The organism is Acerihabitans arboris (assembly GCF_010131535.1).
In the GTDB taxonomy this organism is placed as follows: domain Bacteria; phylum Pseudomonadota; class Gammaproteobacteria; order Enterobacterales; family Enterobacteriaceae; genus Acerihabitans; species Acerihabitans arboris.
The window spans coordinates 449,198-466,913 of sequence record NZ_WUBS01000001.1; the positions used below are offsets into that span (position 1 = coordinate 449,198).

General features: G+C 58.0%; 17 protein-coding genes. 7 read left to right on the plus strand and 10 right to left on the minus strand.

The annotated features are described in order from the left end of the window. Positions 1-39 precede the first annotated feature (39 nt). Positions 40-1,134, plus strand: coding sequence for a DNA alkylation repair protein (locus GRH90_RS02020; RefSeq protein ID WP_162364212.1), 1,095 nt, complete (start codon positions 40-42; stop codon positions 1,132-1,134). 9 nt (positions 1,135-1,143) lie between these two features. Here the strand turns inward: GRH90_RS02020 and GRH90_RS02025 are convergent, their stop codons facing one another. Then, entirely contained in the window at positions 1,144-1,620 is a 477-nt protein-coding gene (locus GRH90_RS02025) for a GNAT family N-acetyltransferase (RefSeq protein WP_162364213.1), read from the minus strand. Positions 1,621-1,699: 79 nt separating this feature from the next. Further along, positions 1,700-2,452: an SDR family oxidoreductase gene (locus tag GRH90_RS02030; protein WP_162364214.1), complete on the minus strand. Its 753-nt coding sequence runs from the start codon at positions 2,450-2,452 to the stop codon at positions 1,700-1,702. 96 nt (positions 2,453-2,548) lie between these two features. Here GRH90_RS02030 and GRH90_RS02035 point away from each other — a divergent pair, with 96 nt between their 5' ends. After that, a complete protein-coding gene (locus GRH90_RS02035; protein WP_162364215.1) occupies positions 2,549-2,917 on the plus strand; it encodes a winged helix-turn-helix transcriptional regulator in 369 nt (122 codons plus the stop codon). Between the two features lie 16 nt (positions 2,918-2,933). Here GRH90_RS02035 and umuC read toward each other — a convergent pair whose 3' ends face one another. After that, positions 2,934-4,199: a translesion error-prone DNA polymerase V subunit UmuC gene (umuC, locus tag GRH90_RS02040; protein WP_162364216.1), complete on the minus strand. Its 1,266-nt coding sequence runs from the start codon at positions 4,197-4,199 to the stop codon at positions 2,934-2,936. Positions 4,200-4,201: 2 nt separating this feature from the next. Then, the gene (gene umuD, locus GRH90_RS02045; protein WP_162364217.1) at positions 4,202-4,621 is read right to left on the minus strand and encodes a translesion error-prone DNA polymerase V autoproteolytic subunit; all 420 of its coding nucleotides are present in this window, start codon (positions 4,619-4,621) and stop codon (positions 4,202-4,204) included. A gap of 339 nt (positions 4,622-4,960) precedes the next feature. On the opposite strand from umuD, the gene GRH90_RS02050 reads away from it, so the two are divergent. The 4 genes from GRH90_RS02050 (at position 4,961) to dmsD (ending at position 9,636) form a co-directional block, all read left to right on the plus strand. Then, positions 4,961-7,411 (plus strand): DmsA/YnfE/YnfF family dimethyl sulfoxide reductase, encoded by a 2,451-nt coding sequence (locus GRH90_RS02050; protein ID WP_162364218.1) that lies wholly within the window; start codon positions 4,961-4,963, stop codon positions 7,409-7,411. Positions 7,412-7,414: 3 nt separating this feature from the next. Beyond that, entirely contained in the window at positions 7,415-8,032 is a 618-nt protein-coding gene (locus GRH90_RS02055) for a DMSO/selenate family reductase complex B subunit (protein WP_162364219.1), read from the plus strand. A gap of 1 nt (position 8,033) precedes the next feature. Continuing rightward, positions 8,034-8,894, plus strand: coding sequence for a DmsC/YnfH family molybdoenzyme membrane anchor subunit (locus tag GRH90_RS02060; protein ID WP_162364220.1), 861 nt, complete (start codon positions 8,034-8,036; stop codon positions 8,892-8,894). A gap of 133 nt (positions 8,895-9,027) precedes the next feature. Continuing rightward, positions 9,028-9,636 carry a Tat proofreading chaperone DmsD gene (gene dmsD, locus GRH90_RS02065; RefSeq protein ID WP_162364221.1) on the plus strand — a complete coding sequence of 203 codons (609 nt, stop codon included), beginning with the start codon at positions 9,028-9,030 and terminating at the stop codon, positions 9,634-9,636. 52 nt (positions 9,637-9,688) lie between these two features. On the opposite strand, the gene GRH90_RS02070 is transcribed toward dmsD, so the two are convergent. After that, the gene (locus GRH90_RS02070) at positions 9,689-10,600 is read right to left on the minus strand and encodes a DUF4097 family beta strand repeat-containing protein (protein ID WP_162364222.1); all 912 of its coding nucleotides are present in this window, start codon (positions 10,598-10,600) and stop codon (positions 9,689-9,691) included. Between the two features lie 187 nt (positions 10,601-10,787). On the opposite strand from GRH90_RS02070, the gene GRH90_RS02075 reads away from it, so the two are divergent. Continuing rightward, a complete protein-coding gene (locus tag GRH90_RS02075; protein WP_162364223.1) occupies positions 10,788-11,042 on the plus strand; it encodes a benzoate/H(+) symporter BenE family transporter in 255 nt (84 codons plus the stop codon). A 101-nt stretch (positions 11,043-11,143) separates the two neighbouring features. Here GRH90_RS02075 and GRH90_RS02080 read toward each other — a convergent pair whose 3' ends face one another. The 5 genes from GRH90_RS02080 to darB form a co-directional block, all read right to left on the minus strand. Continuing rightward, positions 11,144-11,716: a hypothetical protein gene (locus GRH90_RS02080; protein ID WP_162364224.1), complete on the minus strand. Its 573-nt coding sequence runs from the start codon at positions 11,714-11,716 to the stop codon at positions 11,144-11,146. A 222-nt stretch (positions 11,717-11,938) separates the two neighbouring features. Beyond that, the gene (gene ada, locus GRH90_RS02085; protein WP_376766048.1) at positions 11,939-13,012 is read right to left on the minus strand and encodes a bifunctional DNA-binding transcriptional regulator/O6-methylguanine-DNA methyltransferase Ada; all 1,074 of its coding nucleotides are present in this window, start codon (positions 13,010-13,012) and stop codon (positions 11,939-11,941) included. Between the two features lie 162 nt (positions 13,013-13,174). Beyond that, positions 13,175-13,834 carry an ATP-binding cassette domain-containing protein gene (locus GRH90_RS02090; RefSeq protein ID WP_162364225.1) on the minus strand — a complete coding sequence of 220 codons (660 nt, stop codon included), beginning with the start codon at positions 13,832-13,834 and terminating at the stop codon, positions 13,175-13,177. Between the two features lies 1 nt (position 13,835). Further along, the gene (gene darC, locus GRH90_RS02095) at positions 13,836-15,092 is read right to left on the minus strand and encodes a darobactin export ABC transporter periplasmic adaptor subunit (RefSeq protein WP_162364226.1); all 1,257 of its coding nucleotides are present in this window, start codon (positions 15,090-15,092) and stop codon (positions 13,836-13,838) included. 5 nt (positions 15,093-15,097) lie between these two features. Then, on the minus strand, positions 15,098-17,470 hold the full coding sequence (gene darB / locus GRH90_RS02100; protein ID WP_162364227.1) for a darobactin export ABC transporter permease subunit: 2,373 nt from the start codon (positions 17,468-17,470) through the stop codon (positions 15,098-15,100). Positions 17,471-17,716: the final 246 nt, after the last annotated feature.

Sequence of the window (17,716 nt, forward strand, 5' to 3'; positions counted from 1 at the left end):
TTAGCCTGCGATATTCCCCGCCCGCATGAGATTGGGTAAATGACCGAGCAAAGCGCGCCCGCGCTGAAAGAAATCTTTAATCACGCCCGGCTGCGCGATATCGCGGCGCAAACCGCCGCCGTCCACCCGGGCTTCGATGCCGCGCGTTTCCTGGCCGCCACCGCCGAGGGGCTGGATGATTTATCGCTGATGGCGCGCCTGCGCCGGGTAAGCGTCTGCCTGCATGACGGCCTGCCGGCGGACTATGCGCAGGCGCTGGAGATTTTACGCCGGCTGGCGCCACGGCTGGACAACCGTTTTGTCACCCTGGTGCTGCCGGAGTATGTGGCGATGTACGGACTGGATGATTACGATCGGTCGATGGCGGCCCTGCGCTTTTTTACCGCGTTCGGTTCATCGGAGTTCGCGGTGCGTCCATTCCTGCGCCGGGACCTGGCGCGCGGACTGGCGCTGATGGAGCGCTGGTCGCGCGACGATAACGAGCACGTCCGCCGGCTGGCCAGCGAAGGCAGCCGCCCGCGCCTGCCCTGGTCGTTTCGCCTGGAGGCGCTGCTGGGCGACCCGTCGCCGGTAAAACCCATCCTCGACAACCTGCGCGCCGATCCCAGCCTGTATGTCCGCAAATCCGTGGCCAATCATCTTAACGATATCACCAAGGATCATCCTGATTGGGTGATGGATCTGCTGGAGGGCTGGCCGCTGCAACAACCGCCTACCGCCTGGATCGCCCGGCACGCGCTGCGCACCCTGATCAAGCAGGGGGACCGGCGGGCGCTGGGATTGGTCGGCGCCGGGGAAGCTGCCCTGGTCAGCGTCGGGAAGCTGCGGATCGCCCCCGCCGAGATCCTGCTGGGCGACGCCCTGCGGCTGGCGTTCCGGCTGAGTTCGACCTCGCCCCTGCCCCAGCGGCTGGTGATCGACTATGCGATTCATTATGTCAAGAAATCCGGCGGCACCTCGGTCAAGGTGTTTAAACTGAAAACCCTGACGCTGGCGCCGCTGGCCACCGTCGAGATTACCCGCAGCCAGACCATCCGCAATTTCACTACCCGTATGCACTACGCCGGCAAACATGCCGTGGAGGTGTTTATCAACGGCGAATGCCTGGCGCGGGGCGCGTTTATCATCAGGTGATCGACCGCGTCACAGGGGTTTTGCCATATTTACCCCGGTGACCCGGAAACCGCAGGCATCATACAGCACCTGGGCGCCGGGATTGCCGGCCGCCACCCGCAGGCCCAGCTCGGTAACGCCCTGCCCGCGCAGCAGCCGATCCAACTGTGCTAACGCGCTGCGGCCGAGTCCCCGGCGGCGCCAGGCGGGCAGGATGTAAAAATCGTAGATAAAGGCCGTATCGCCTTTGCGTCCGACCCATAAATACCCCGCCACCGGCCTCTGGCCCAGATCGGCGTCCGCATCGGCGGGCTCAATGCAATACAGCTGGTGATCCGCGGTATCCACTCCGAGCGGCAACGAGCCGTCGATACTGGCGCGGGCATTTTCCCTGCCCCGATGAATGTCATACCGGTGGGTGGCGCTCAAATCCCGCGCGTATTCCCCAATAAGCAACAGGCGATAGTCCGGGTATTCCACGGCGGCCATATTCCTGAGGATAATCATAGTGCTGTGCGTCCTTTTTTTGCGCTGATCCGCGCGGGCCATCGGTTTTAAGCCGCAATAGGACACGGCCGTCGGCGAATCATAAACCGCTTACCCCGCCGTCGACAATCAATTCGCTGCCCACCACAAAAGCCGATTCGTCGGAGGCAAGATACACCGCCGCTTTAGCCAGTTCCAGCGGCGTGCCCAGCCGGCCGAGCGGCACCAATTGTTTGATTTCCGCCAGCAAGGCCGCATAGGCCGCCCCGTCCAGACCCAGCTTTTCCAGCGCCGGGGTCTGTGTCGGCCCGGGGCTTAAGCTGTTGACCCGGATACCGCGTGAGAGCAACTCTCCCGACAGGGTACGGGAGAGCGACAGCAGCGCCGCTTTGCTGGCGGCATATGGGCTGCTTTGCGGCAGGCCGATATGCGCGCTGACCGAACCGCATAAAATCACCGAGGCCGGGGCATGCAACAGCGGCAGCAGTGACTGCACCAGGAAAAACGGTCCCTTCAGGTTGGTGGCCATCAGGCGATCCCAGCTCGCTTCATCCCACCCCTCCACCGGCCGGTGGGTCACATCGGCGGCATTGATCAACAGCACATCCAGCCGGGGCCACCGGGCGGAAAGCTTTTGCGCCAGCATCGCCTGAGCGGCGGGGTCGCCCGCATCGCTTTGCAGGCACATCACCCGCTCGCCGCCCAGATCGGCGGCGGCACGCGCCAGCGCATCCGCGTTTCGCCCGGTGATGGCGACGGTCGCGCCCTCGGCCAGGAACTGACGGGCGGTTTCCAGCCCGATGCCACTGGCGCCGCCGGTGATTAAGGCATACTTATCAATTAAACGGTTCATTTTTAACCCTCAACAGGTGAAAACGCCATTATTGATATGATAGTATTAAAATGATAGTAGGTACCAATAGGATACTAAAGAGGCGAGAGGTATGAAATGACGACCAAGGCGATTGCGCAACCGAAAAAAAATTTACCGCCGCCGGCCGCCGCCCCCTGTCCAATGATCACCTTTGTCGACCTGGTGGCCGGCAAATGGGCCATTCCAATCCTGTACCGGCTGATAGTCATCGACGCCCCGGTACGTTTTGGCGAACTGCAGCGGGGGGTGTACCCGATTACGCAAAAAGAACTGACGCGACAGCTGCGCGCCTTCGAAACCAAGGGCCTGGTACGGCGTACCCAATTTGCCGAAATCCCGCCCCGGGTTGAGTATCAGGTCACCGATCTGGGCAAGACGCTGAAGGCGCCGCTGCAGTCCCTGGCCGGATGGGTCAACGCGCATCAGGATGATCTGCGCGCGTAATCCGCGGTGAAACCAGTTACAGCGCCGCGCGGGGCAAATCGGTGACCCGGGTGGTATAGGCCGGCGACAGCATATCGCGTTTCATTTTCCAGTCCTGGCGGATACCCTGCCCGGCAAACCAGATTTGGCCCTTGCCCGATCGGTTGACGTTATCCAGCGTCGCCATCAACGCCTCGGCGTTGACGCGCGGCTGGTACCGATCGAACAGGCCGAGCTGCGCCACGCCCCGGTCAAAAAAGTCGCCCAGCACGATGCCGGCCTTCATATAGCGCCGGTCCTCCAGCCAGATGCGGTCCAGGCACTGCATCGCCTGGGCGATAATATCGCGTGAATCCTGGGTCGGGATGGAAATACGGCCGGTGGCCTGGTTGGCGTAGTGTTGTTCACCCGCCGCGTGCGGACTGGTGCGCAGGAATACCGATATCTGCCGGCAAAACTGTTTTTCCACCCGCAGTTTCTCCGCCGCGCGCACGGCATAACTGCATACCGCCTCGCGCATATCCTGGTAACGGGTAATGCGCGCGCTAAAGCTGCGGCTGCAGATAATCTGCTGCTTGACCGCCGGCATCTCCTCCACCTCCAGGCACGGCTCGCCGCGCAGCTCCCGCACCGTGCGCTCCAGCACCACGCTGAAGTTTTTACGGATAAACGCCGGATGGGAATCCGCCAGCTGCAGCGCCGTGCCGATGCCCATCGCCCGCAGCGTTTTACCCAAACGCCGCCCGATGCCCCACACGTCCTCCACCGGCATCAGCGCCATGAGTTTACGCTGGCGCAGCGGCGAGGAAAGATCCACCACGCCGCCGGTTTTACTCCACTGCTTGGCCGCATGGTTGGCAAGCTTAGCCAGCGTTTTACTGGGGGCAATGCCTACCCCTGAGTTGAGCTTGGCGCACTGCCGCACCTTGAGCTGCACCTCGCGGCCAAACTGTTCCAGCGACATGCAGTGGTCGACCCCGGTGAGATCAAGGAAGGCTTCATCGATACTGTAGATCTCAACCGCCGGCGCCATCTCCTCAAGCAGGGCCATCACCCGGTGCGACATATCGGCATACAGGCCATAGTTACTGGAGAACACCGTTACGCCGTGTTGTTCAAGCAGCCGGCTGATCTTGAAATAGGGCGCGGCCATGGCGATGCCAAGCTGCCTGGCGGCGGCGGAGCGGGCGATAACGCAGCCGTCGTTGTTGCTCAATACTACCACCGGCCGTCCACGCAGTTCCGGCCGGAACACCGTCTCGCACGAGGCGTAAAACGCATTGATATCCACCAGCGCGTACATGGCTACAGCGCCGCATGGATAATAAACGTGACCACGCCGAAGATTTCCACCTGGCTATGCTCGTCGATGAGGATAGGCGCGAAGGCGGGATTCATCGGCATCAGCTGCGCGCGGGGATGGAGCTGCAGGCGTTTTACGGTAAAACCGTCGTCGACGGAAGCGATGACGATATTGCCGTGTTGAGGTTTAAGGGAACTGTCCACCACCAAAATATCCCCTTCATGAATATTGCCTTCTATCATCGAGTCGCCGGTGGCCCGCACAAAGTAGGTGCTGGCCGGATGGCGCACGCAAATCTCGTTGATATCGATCCGCTTTTCCACATAATCCTGCGCCGGGCTGGGAAATCCCGCGGCAACCCGATCGCCGAAAAACGGCAGCGGGGTGATGCCAGTGCCCTGCGCTGCGGGATAAAACGTCATAATGGCCGACTCCAGATACTGTATTTTTATACAGTATAGACGTGCGGAGTGGAGCTTGTGAAGCAGGTAAAATCCGTGACGCGACAAACGGCTGATAACCCTTGGATTTAACATGCAGAGGAGGCGACGCTGCCGTCATTTATTTGTACGATAAATGCGGGCCGCCTCAAACTTTCCGCTATTAAAAACCCTTTTTTTTATGCGACTTTGTTCGGGAACAATATTTTATGCCTGTTTTTCGCGCACTATGAGTCCATGAACTGTAACCACAGTAACTATATGGTCTTATAACTTTGTGGCTATGCTAAGCACTTTTGTGAGCAATGTAACGGGTGAAAAATGAAAAGTAAAACATTAGCCCTGCTTGGCGAGGCGTCCATCAGCCGGCGCAGCCTGGTGAAAGGCGGCATGGCGACCGGAGGGCTGCTGTTGGCCAGCAGCGCGCTGGAGCTGCCGTTCCTCTTTGCCCGCGCGGCAGAACCCCAGGCGACGCCCGCGGGAGCGGCCGACAAGGTGGTATGGAGCATGTGCTCGGTTAACTGCGGCAGCCGCTGCGCCCTGCGGCTGCATGTGCGCGACGACGAGGTATATTGGGTCGAAACCGATAACACCGGCCAGGATGAATATGGCGATCATCAGGCGCGCGCCTGCCTGCGCGGCCGCTCCATGCGCCGCCGGATGAACCATCCGGAACGGCTGAAATACCCGATGAAGCGCGTCGGCGAGCGCGGCGAAGGCAAATTCCAGCGCATCAGCTGGGACGAGGCCCTGGACACCATCGCCGATAACCTTAAGCGCGTGGTCAAGGACTACGGCAACGAAGCGGTTTACATACATTACTCCTCCGGGGCAACCGGCGCTAACTTTGCCCGCTCTTCGCCCTCGGGGTCGCTTATTACCCGCTTGATGAACTGCTACGGCGGCTACCTGAACCAGTACGGCACCTACAGTACCGCCCAGATCAACGCCGCCATGCCCTATACCTACGGCAGCAACGACGGCAACAGCACGTCGGATATCGTCAATACCCAACTGGTGGTGATGTTCGGCAACAATCCGGCGGAAACCCGCATGAGCGGCGCCGGCATTACCTACCATCTGGAGCAGGCGCGCGAGCGCTCCAACGCCCGGATGATCGTAATCGATCCGCGTTATACCGATACCGCCGCCGGGCGCGAGGACGAATGGATCCCCATTCGTCCCGGTACCGACGCGGCGCTGGTGTCGGCGATTGCCTGGGTGTTGATCACCGAAAATCGGGTGGATCAGGCGTTCCTGGATGCCTACTGCGTCGGTTATGATGAAAAAACCCTGCCGGCCGGCGCGCCGGCCAACGGCCACTATAAAGCCTATATCCTCGGCCAGGGCGACGACGGCATCGCCAAGACGCCGATGTGGGCCGAGAAGATCACCAGCATTCCCCGCGATCGTATTATCAAGCTGGCGCGTGAAATCGGATCGGCCAAACCGGCCTATATTTGCCAGGGCTGGGGTCCGCAGCGCCAGGCCAACGGCGAGCAAACCGCGCGCGCCATCGCCATGCTGCCGATCCTGACCGGCAACGTGGGCATCAACGGCGGCAACAGCGGCGCCCGCGAGTCCACCTATACCATTACCATCGAACGGCTGCCGGTATTGACCAATCCGGTGAAAACCCAGATCCCGGTATTCTTGTGGACCGACGCCATCTCCCGCGGTAAAGAAATGACGGCGTTAAAAGACGGCATAAAAGGCAAGGACCGGCTTGACGTACCGATTAAATTCATCTGGAACTACGCCGGCAACACCCTGGTCAACCAGCATTCGGATATCAATCGCACCCATGAGGTCCTGAAAAACGAACGGGATTGCGAAACGATCGTGGTGATTGAAAACTTTATGACCTCATCGGCGAAATACGCCGATATCCTGTTGCCGGACCTGATGACCACCGAACAGGAAGATATCGTCCCCAACGATTACGCCGCCAATATGGGGTATCTGATTTTCGGCCAGCCCGCCACCACGGCAAAATTCGAGCGCCGCTCGATTTACCAGATCACCAGCGATATCGCGCGGCGCCTCGGCGCGGATGTGGCGCAAAAATTCACCGAAGGTCGTACCCAGTCCGAATGGCTGCAGTTTTTATATGCCAAGATGCTGGCCAGGGATCCCCTGCTGCCGTCCTATGAGCAGTTAAAAGCCCAGGGCATTTATAAACGCCGGGATCCCGACGGCCACTTTGTCGCCTACCGTAAATTCCGCGAGGATCCGGCGGCCAATCCGCTGAAAACCCCGTCCGGCAAAATTGAAATCTACTCCGAGCGGCTTGCGCAGCTTGCCGCCACCTGGCAGCTCCAGGCGGATGAAAGCATCAGCCCGCTGCCACGCTATGTCCCCACCTTCGAGGGCTGGGACGATCCGCTGCGCGCGCGCTTCCCGCTGCAAATGGCCGGTTTCCACTATAAGGCGCGCACCCACTCCAGCTACGGCAATATCGACGTGCTGCGGGCCGCCTGTCCGCAGGAAGTGTGGATTAACCCTATCGACGCCGAAACCCGGGGCATCCGCAACGGCGATAAGGTGCGGGTATTCAACGACCGGGGCGAGATCAGGATCGACGCCAAGGTGACGCCGCGCATCCTGCCCGGCGTAACGGCCGTCAGCCAGGGCGCCTGGCATCAGGCCGATATGGCCGGGGATAAAGTCGATCACGGCGGCTGCATTAATACCCTCACCACCCAGCGGCCGTCGCCGCTGGCCAAGGGCAATCCGCAGCATACCAACCTGATACAGATCGAAAAGGTGTAGTGAATGAGCACGCAATACGGTTTTTATATTGATTCAAGTCGCTGCACCGGCTGTAAAACCTGCGAGTTGGCCTGCAAGGATTACAAGAACCTGGGCCCGGACGTCAGCTTCCGCCGCATCTATGAGTATGCCGGCGGCACCTGGCAGGCGGACGGCGCGGGCTACCGCCAGGATGTGTTCGCCTATTATCTCTCGATTGCCTGTAATCACTGCGAGGACCCCGCCTGCGTCAAGGTGTGCCCGAGCGGCGCCATGCACAAGGGGGAGGACGGTTTTGTGGTGGTCGACGAGGCGATCTGTATCGGCTGCCGCTACTGCCATATGGCCTGCCCGTATGGCGCGCCGCAGTTCAACGTGGCCAAGGGGCATATGACCAAATGCGACGGCTGCCGCGAGCGCGTGGCGCAAGGGCTTAAGCCCATCTGCGTGGAATCCTGCCCGCTGCGCGCGCTGGATTTGGCGCCTATCGGCGAACTGCGCGAAAAGTATGGCGATCTGGCCGACGTGGCGCCGCTGCCGGCGGCGCATTTCACCATGCCCAACCTGGTGATCAAAGCCAACGCCAACTGTCGCCCGCAGGGCGACACCACCGGCTTCCTCGCCAACCCAAAGGAGGTGTGATATGGGTAACGGATGGCATGAATGGCCGCTGATGTTTTTTACCGTGGCGGGCCAGAGCGTGATCGGCGGTTATCTGGTGATGGCCATGGCGCTGCTGGCCGGTCGCCTGACGCCACAACAGGCGCGTCGGGTGCACCTGGCGATGTTTTTCCTCTGGCTGCTGATGGGGCTGGGATTTATCGCCTCGATGATGCACCTGGGATCGCCGATGCGCGCCATGAACGCGCTCAATCGCCTCGGCGCTTCGCCGCTGAGCAACGAAATCGCCGCCGGCTCGCTGTTTTTCGCCCTCGGCGGCATTTATTGGCTGATCGCGGTGCTCAATCGCATGCCCGGGCGGCTAAACAAGATCTGGCTGGTGATTACCGCGCTGTCGGGACTGGTGTTTTTATATGCCATGGGCCGGGTCTATATGATTGATACCGTGCCCACCTGGTACAATCTGTATACCCCGCTCGGTTTTGTGCTGACGGTGTTTATCGGCGGCCCGCTGCTCGGCTGCCTGCTGCTGCAGATGGCGGGGATCCGCGGACCGGGCTGGCGTTACCTGCCCTGGGTCAGCGTGATCGCGGCCATGATAAGCGTGGCGGCGGTTATCATGCAGGCCGCCGGGTTGGCCGCTATCCACAGTTCGGTGCAGCAGGCGTCGACGCTGATACCCGATTACGGCGCGCTGATGGCGGGCCGGGTGCTGCTGCTGGTATTGGGCCTGGCCTGCTGGCTGTGGCCGGTGGCGCGCGGTAACACGCCGCCGCTGGCGGGTCTTGCGCTGGGACTGGTGCTGGTGCTCGGCGGCGAGCTTATCGGCCGGGCGCTATTTTACGGCCTGCATATGACGGTGGGCATGGCGATTGCCGGTTAATGCAGGCCGCTAATAGCGACCGGGCGCTATTTTACCCACTGCATATAACATGGGCATGGAATTTGCCGGGCGATGCGGGCCGCCAATGTCGGTATTCCTCTGGAACATAGGCCACGAGGCATCGGGAGATAATATGAGTGATGCGCTGATTGCCCTTGCCGGGCGCACGCTGGGGGCCTTGCTGTATTACCCTCCCCTGTCGGCGCCAAACGCCGGCCTGCTGAACGCGCTGGCGGCGCCGGGCTGGGAGCATGAATGGCCGGAAATGGCCGGCACCAGGGCCGCGGCGGCGCTTATCCGCCAAGGCCTGGCCTCCCCCTGGCATGAATCCCTTGAGGATACCTTCCAGAATCTGTTTATCGGCCCCTACGCGCTGCCGGCGCCACCCTGGGGATCGGTCTATCTCGATCGGGAGGGCGTGCTGTTTGGCGAATCAACCGTGGCGCTGCGCCGCTGGCTGGCCCGGGAAGGCATAACGACCCGGCAGCGGGACGGCGAGCCGGAGGACCATATCGGCCTGCTGCTCATGCTGGCCGCCTGGCTGGCGGAAAATAACGCGGGCCAGTTGGATGCCTTGCTGGAACAGCATCTCCTGCCCTGGTCGGGTCGCTACCTGACGCTGTTGGAACAGGGCACGGATCACCCTTTCTACCGTGGCGTTGCGCGGCTGGCTAGCCTGACGCTGGATCGTTGGCGGCAACAGCGCGGGCTGCAGCTACCGGCGCGGGAGTTATTCCGCTAACGGCCCTGGGCGCGGCCGGCATGGTATCCGCCAGCCCGGGAGCGGAACGTGATTATGCGTTTTGAACGGTAAGCCCCGGCACATTGCGGTTGCCTTCTAAACGAGCGTTACCTTCCAGGATCACAGTACATTTATCACCCTCAAACTCTAATGATTTCACCACAGCGCCATCCTCTATGGTAACGATCTTCTCTTGTGGCTGCTCCCTATTTTGGCCTGAGGATCGGTTGATTGCATGATTTTGCGGGCCATAATTTACCCCATCGATTATGAGTGTGTTTGTGATAATTCCCGAAACCCTGTTCATATTGATAAAATCACCTATCCTTACGCTATCGACATTAGGGAAATCATCAAAAAAAAACGTAGAGGAGATGCAATTAACGTTCTTCAAATAAATATGGTTAACTGTCGCGTTAGCGCCAATATTCAGATGACTTGCGCTAATTACAAGCATATTGTCAATGCTGGAGTTTTCTATTGATAGGGTCCCTGTTCCTGTTATAATGACATCGCCTTTGATATGGCTTCCATCTTTCAAAGTTATTTTCCCGGAACAGTTTTTCAAAGAATCCGCGCTGGAACCTTGGAGTATTATAGCGCCCGAAGTTGTCTGCACATGCTGGACCGCTGCTCCATTATTCAACACCGCATCGCCAGATACGGTCTTAACATTTTTCAGATGAACATCATCACATTTGATATCACCTGATACTGATTTGGCATCACAATTTAACCTCCCCCCAGAAAGCGTTATATCTCCACTCACGCTTTTGATTACCACCCGGCTATTCCCCTCAGGGGTGAAACAGTTTTCCAATTTTATATCGCCAGATATTGTCTTGAGATGCGAGTCTATACATTGACCAACACGATGAAGATTTTGTCCGATATTATTTGAAAAATTGATTGAGGATGATGCGGCCGTGAAATAACACGAGACGCCATTGATATTAACATTCATTCACTAGTCTCCCTAAGCGAACAAAATTATTTAACCATAAACATGTGTAGAGGGTTTATCGAATAAAATAAAAATTGAACCCGACCAATACGGCTAAGAGACAGTATAGAGTGACATCAACTAACCTTCATTAAACAACATTGAAATTTTATATCAGCTTGTCTTGCCGGCGGCCCGGGCGGCGGGCATGTGCCTGGCCTTTTTGCCGACGCGGCGCCTGGCGCCACGCTATGCAATCGTGATGGCGCTCGTCGTCGGGCTGGCCATCGCCGGCAGCCTGCATCGCGCCCTGCTGGGGGAAGGCCTCCGGGACGCCGCCATCGTCACCTTTTCACTGACCGTGTCCGGCGTCGGTTTTTTTGGCATCGGCAGCGCCTTTTGGGGGTTGGCGGGAGGTATTGTCACCTGGGGCATCCTGGCGCTTCCGGGTATAAAAAGATAATCAGGGGCAATGAACCTTCCCGTACATTATACATAATTTACCTGCGGCTTTTGGCTTCCGCTTCCAGCGGCCGTTATTATATTCACATCAGGTTTGAATCACTATGAAATCGTACATCCCCGGCGGTTGTCGTACTCGCTTTTTAGCGGTATCCGGTCCCCCCTATCATCTTTGCTACAGAAAACTTTACCGATTTCGAAGCTAGTGATAGTGCTACTCATTGGTTTAGATCGCCTAACGATATCCTCGCCCTTATTTTCAACTATGTCTTGCAGCGTTGCTTTATGAAAGCCCTCCGGCATATAAGCCACAATGGTCGAGCAGCGCCCTGAAGCTGTTTTCTCACCATCTTGATCTGAGCATTGCGTCACATCAGTAGTTAAATCGCCTGGCAAAGGATTACCCGCTCCACTGAATGACCTGCCCATATTGTATACCAGCTTATACTCAACATTGGCGGTTATTTCTTTATTGGCTTTTGGTTTATTATGTAAAACCATAACTTCCATGCTACTCCCTTGCCGAGCATCGATAATGGAGGTATGTTTATTTCCCTTATTGCTATAGGTGGCTTCCAGGCGGGTGACGTTTTTGAACATTTCTTTGCAGGCTATGTCAGTCGGGATTTTTTGGAAAAGCAGATATCCGGCCAGATCCGCTATCGCTTCCACCATGATGGTCGCTCCTCATATGAATATTTAAAATTAGTTATATCTACAGCAAATTTTTTCGAAAGGTCAATACTGCAAGCGGATATGAACCTTATCACAGCGGCATTAAACCTTGCTTAAATAAATTCATCCCAATAGATGAATTATTAAACGCCGCCAACCAAGACATGGGTGGGATTAAGCTATTTCTCCGCCTAACCATTAAAGATTTATCGCGCCGCCGACTCAGCCTTTAGCCTCCGTATCCAGCAGGCGCCGTTTGCGTTCCACCCCCCAGCGGTAGCCGGACAAGGCGCCGTCGCTGCGCACCACCCGATGGCAGGGAATGGCTACCGCCAGCATATTGGCGGCGCAGGCGCCGGCCACGGCGCGCACCGCGGCGGGCGAGCCGATGCGTTTCGCCACATCCAGGTAGCTGGCCGTGCGGCCGGGCGGAATTTCCCGCAGCGCCTGCCAGACCCGCTGCTGGAAAGCCGTGCCGCGAATATCCAGCGGCAGATCCAGGCCAAGGGCCGGCGCATCGACAAATCCCACCACCAGCGCAACCCGGCGGGCGAAGTCTTCATCGTCCCCCGCCAATACCGCCTGGGGGAAGGTATCCTGCAGCTGCTCCACCAGGCGCTGCGCATCGTCGCCGAGCAGAATAGCGCAGATGCCGCGCGCGCTCTGCGCCACCAGGATATCCCCCAGCGTACAGCGCCCCACCGCAAATACAATGTCCATACCCAACCCTCCGGCCCGGTAAGCGGTGGGCGTCATGCCCAGGAGCGCGTCGGACCCGGCGTAAAAACGTCCCGGTGAATTAAACCCGGCGTCCAGCACCGCGTCGGTCACCCTGGTGCTCTCCGCCAGGCGCCGCCGCACCCGCTGATTACGCCAGGCCACGGCATAGGCTTTCGGCGTCAGGCCGGTAAGCGACTTGAATAAGCGGTGAAAATGAAACGGACTCAAGGCCGCCTGCCGCGCCAGCTCCGCCAGAGGCGGGATACCGTCGGCTCGTTCAATATAACGGCAGGCCAGCGCGACTTTTGCCGCCTGCTCCTCGGCCAGCGTGGACCGCCCCTGGCGGCAGCGTTTGCAGGGGCGATAGCCCGCCCGCAACGCTTCCTCGGCATTGGCAAAAAACAGCACATTTCCCGCCAGCGGCAGGCGCGACGGGCAGGAAGGCGAGCAGAATATCCCGGTGGTCCTGACGGCGTAGATAAACCGGTCGTCGGCGGTTTTATCGCGCGTGACGATGGCCTGCCAGCGCGGGTCCTGCTCGATGGTCATCATGGGTGCGGCGGTTTCTGGTTTCATGCTATGCCCCTCTCCTAATCATCATATCGTCCCGGCCAGGCTGTGACCAGACTGGAGATAAGCGTGACATGGGCTCAGCGGTTAAACACCCTGAAGCTTGCTTTCTCATTCATACCCTCTTCACCCCCTCCATTGGTTAACATCCTGTTGCTGACTGCCTTGTCATTCGAGATAGCCGTCACGCATGGTCATGACCCGGTTGGCGTAATTCGACGCCTCCTGTGAATGCGTCACCATCACGACGGTGGTCCCTTCCAGGTTGATCTTTTTCAGCTGCGCCAGCACGTCGCGGCTGTTCTTGCTGTCAAGATTGCCCGTGGGTTCATCCGCCAGTATCAAACCCGGACGGCAAACCATCGCCCTGGCGATGGCCACCCGTTGCTGCTGGCCGCCGGACAGCTGCGCCGGATGGTGCCCTGCCCGGTGCTCCAGGCCGAAAACCTCGAGGATCTGGTCGACCCGCTGCCGGCGCTCGGGCTTTGCCACGCCGCGGTATTTCAGCGGCAAGGCGACGTTGTCATGTACCGACATGGAGGGAATCAGGTTAAACGATTGGAATATATAGCCGATAAGCCGCCGTCTTAACGCGATTTTCTGCGCATGCCCCAGGGCGGAAACGTTTTCCCCGGCCAGGATCAGGCGGCCTTCATCAAGGGATTCAAACATGCCCAGCACGTTTAGCAAGGTGGATTTGCCGGAGCCGGACGGTCCCATGATGGCAAGGAAATCCCCCGCGCCGACGCGAAGATCGACCCCGTTCAGCGCCAGGGTCTTGATGGTCCTGGTGGTGTGGAACTTGCCGCCTTTTTCCAGTTTTATCATATCAATCAAACTCAATGATGTTGGATTTTTCGTAGTCGTTATCCGCAAAGGTCACCACCTGTTGCCCTTCGGTTAGCCCGCGGGTAATTTCCGCCTGAGCCGCTCCCTGCCGCTTGACCCGCACCGGCGTTTTCACCGCACGGCGGCCGTTTTCGTCAAACACATAGACCAGCGCCTGGCCCTCATTAAAAAACACCGCTTCGGAAGGAGTGAGCAGCGCGTCCTGCTGCGTACTCAGGAAAACATGCAAATCGATGGACTGCCCGCGCTTGAGGACCATTTGCAGCGGCCGGGACGATCTCAGCCTGGCTTTGAATTTGCCGTTATCCACCACGGAAGATACCGATTCGATGGTCAGGGGAATTTCAACGCCGCCGGCCTGCGCCACGACATTGGCCTGGGGCTTGATTTTATCCAGGTAATATTCGCTGAAATCAGCTTCAAAATAGTAAGAATGCAGGTTGTCGACGATGGTGACCTTATCGCCGGGCTTGATCTGCTGGCCGATTTTGATATCCAGCGACGAGAGCGTGCCTTCAATGGGCGAAACGATAACCAGCTGTTCCAGGCCCCCTTTGATCAAATCCACCAGTTTGCCCAAACGGTTGATGGAACGATCGATCTCCTGGAATTGTTGCGGCAGGATCTGATCCTGCTGCCGATCGTGCCCGGACAAAATGGCGCAGGTTTTTTCCCAGTGGTTTAACTCATCCAGCAGATCCTCATATTTGGCTTTTTCAATAATGGCGTTTTCGAATAGCTTTTTATTGCGCCGGATATCCTTGGCGATCTTCTGCCGGTTGTAATGGGATTTTTGCAGTTCTACCTTAGTATCGCGGCTGTTTCGCTCCAATAACATGCGCATATTACGCAGGTTGTTTATCTGCTCGGTGGCATCGGCGATACGGGAGGTCACCTGCAGGACAAAATCGTAATTGGACAGGCGGGCGATAATTTCGCCCTTCTTGACGTAATCGGAGGAGGTTTTATAGATATCGACCACCTTGCCTCCACGCTCGGAGGAAACGATGACGCTTTCGTTAGGCATGGCGACCGCGCGGGTGATCAGGGTATCGGTATAGGCGCCGCGCGTCACCGGATGAAGGGTTACGTTCGCCAGCGGCATCCGCAGGTAATTATCGGTGGTGGCCAGCTTATACAGCCACCCGCACAGCAGCATAAACAGCGCGACGGCGCACCAGGTGATCCAGCCGGCGCGCCGATGGACGCCATGTTTTTTATCCAGCTTGACATCCATGGGCTTTACCTGCGCCCCGGACGCGACATCCGGCCGCCGCCGGCCAGCAGGGCCATGGCCATCACCGCCACCACGGCCAGCGCCAGTAGCATCAGGGCGGCAAATGCATAGGTATAGGTCAGGCCGGTGATCACCTCATATTGGCGCAACCACCGTCTGAGGAAAACAAAGCCGATGGCAAAGGAAAATGAAAGCGCCGCCGCTAGCGGCGGTACGTTTTGCCGCAGGAAAAATACCGCGCTGGTATAAACCGAGCCGCCCACCGCCTCCATTATCAGCAGGGTCTGCTTGAGCCGCCGGGCTTCCGACAGCCCGATGACCATTGCGCTCGCCAGCATCAGTAACAGGGAGAGCGAGGCGACCAGCCTTATCACATTTAGGATCAGCAGGCTGTTTTTGAAATGATCGGCATGCAGCTCATCCACCGTCTGCATATGCATGTCCGCCAGCCCATATCCGCTGAGCAATGAGGTGATTCGATCCCGCTGCGCCGCGGTGGCAAACCCGATGGCGGCATACTTTTCCACCCGCTCGTTAATAAACAGCATCAACGGCGGCGGCTGCCGGGCGCGCTCCCCCAGGTAAAAGTTATCGACAATACGCAGCACGCGCAGTCTGCGCTTCGCGCCGCCCACCTCGGCATAAAACGTGGTGTTAAGCGTTTCATCATAAGAAGATAGCCCCATGAGCGCCATAAAAGACCGGGTAACCATAACGTGGCACACCGCCGGGTCTTCGCTTACGGCAATGGCGTTCTCCCCGCCGCCCAGGGTCTCAAGTCCCCAGACCCGGGAAAAACTGCGGTCGACATCGAGGGCGGTGACGGTGACGAACTGCTCCCCGGCCTGCTGGCGGGCGTGCTGGACGGTAAGCACGGTGCGCGACATATCAAAGGGACGCCAACTGCTTAACGCAATATTACCGCTGCCTGTCGCCTCTTTCAGGCGGCTTTGCAACGCGCGCATGGCCTCAGGCGAGTTTAGTCGTTCGTTGGGTTCAAACGTCAGCAGGTTTTTTTTATGGTAGCCAAAATCGGCATCCATAACGTAATGGTTTTGCGCCGTCGCCCCGGCCCAGATGTAGACCATCACGCCGGAAATAAGCAGTTGCGTCACCAGGGTCAGCCGGTTGAGGTAATACGCCGCCGTGGTATCGTGCCGGTTTTGCGCCCGTCCCGCCCCGGCGGACAACACAAATAAATAGAGATAGAGCAGATGCGAGGCCAATACCACGCAGCCGATGAGAAGCATCGTCGCCAGGAACAGCGCAACCGGAAGCACCGCGCCATGATGTGATATCAGCGCCAGGACATACGGCGACACGGCGGAAAAACCTATCAGTATCAGCAGCGCCAGCGCACAGATGGCGGCAAACTGCGGCACGATAACCGCCATCGCCTCGGCGACCAGTTGCTTATCCGACGCGCCAAGGGATCGTTTAGTATGCAAGGTGCGCCGTTTGGCGGCATTGACGACGGCATTGACGTTAAAAAAGTTTACCGCCGTGGTCAGCAGCACAAAAAACGCGGCCCCATACAGGGTATGCAGCAAGGGTTTGGCGATCCCCCCGGCCAGGTCATCGGCATAACCGTCGTCATAATGCATCTGCTGGATATTTTTGGCGCTGAAATGAATAAACTCCCCGGGCGTAAAGGGCGCGCCGGGCAACTGCGGCGCATACAGCCCGACCAGCTTATCCAGCAGGCGGTTATCGAACGGCGCGGCCGAGGCGGTCTTGATAAAAACAAACATATGAACGTGATACCAATCAACGCGCTTATCGTAGTAACCGTCCATCACCGCCGGGGAAAAGGCAATAATCGCCGGCATGGCGACGCTGCTGTCGGGGCGGGGCTCGAGCACGTCCTTGATCACGAACCGGCCTTTATCCCCCAGATCGATGGTCTTGCCCTGGGGTGACGCCAGCCCGAGATACTGGCGATTGAACGCGGGCGTAATATAGATTTCATTCGCTTCAAGCGTGGCGGGGGGCTGCCGGTAGGGATTCAACTGCGCCAGGAAACCGGGGCTGACCGCAAACACCGGCGCGCGCTGGGCAAGCCGGTCCTCGCTGCGAATGGTGGCATACAGCCGGAAAGCATAATTAACGCCCTCGATGCCCGGATCTTTTTTCAGGGCGTCAATCAACGGCAGCGGTGCCTGGGCGGAGCGTATCTTATCGCCATTGGGCAGCATAAACCGGGTTTCGATACGGTAAAGGCGCTGATGCCCGGGGTAAAACCTGTCGGTTTTAGCATCGTCGATAAACATCAGCAGGATAAGGAATGTGGTGGCAAAGCCAATGGCGGTAATAATAATCGCCAATAGGGATGCGAGGGGATTTAATTTTGCATCATTAAAAAACTCATTCAGGATCATCAGCGGATTATCTCTGTGTAGGGAGTAGAAAACCACTAAGCCTAACCATTAATTCTTTATTTAATTTATATAATAATTAATTATTGAATTATTTAAAATAAATATTTTGGTGAAATGCCCACCGAAATATCAGGGCCGGTTAAATACCGGCCATGGTAATACCTGATATGAAATACCGCCAATCACGAACTTCCGGAACTCATTCCATGCCGGCGGCTCCGGACGAAAAAATATTCTTCACTACTT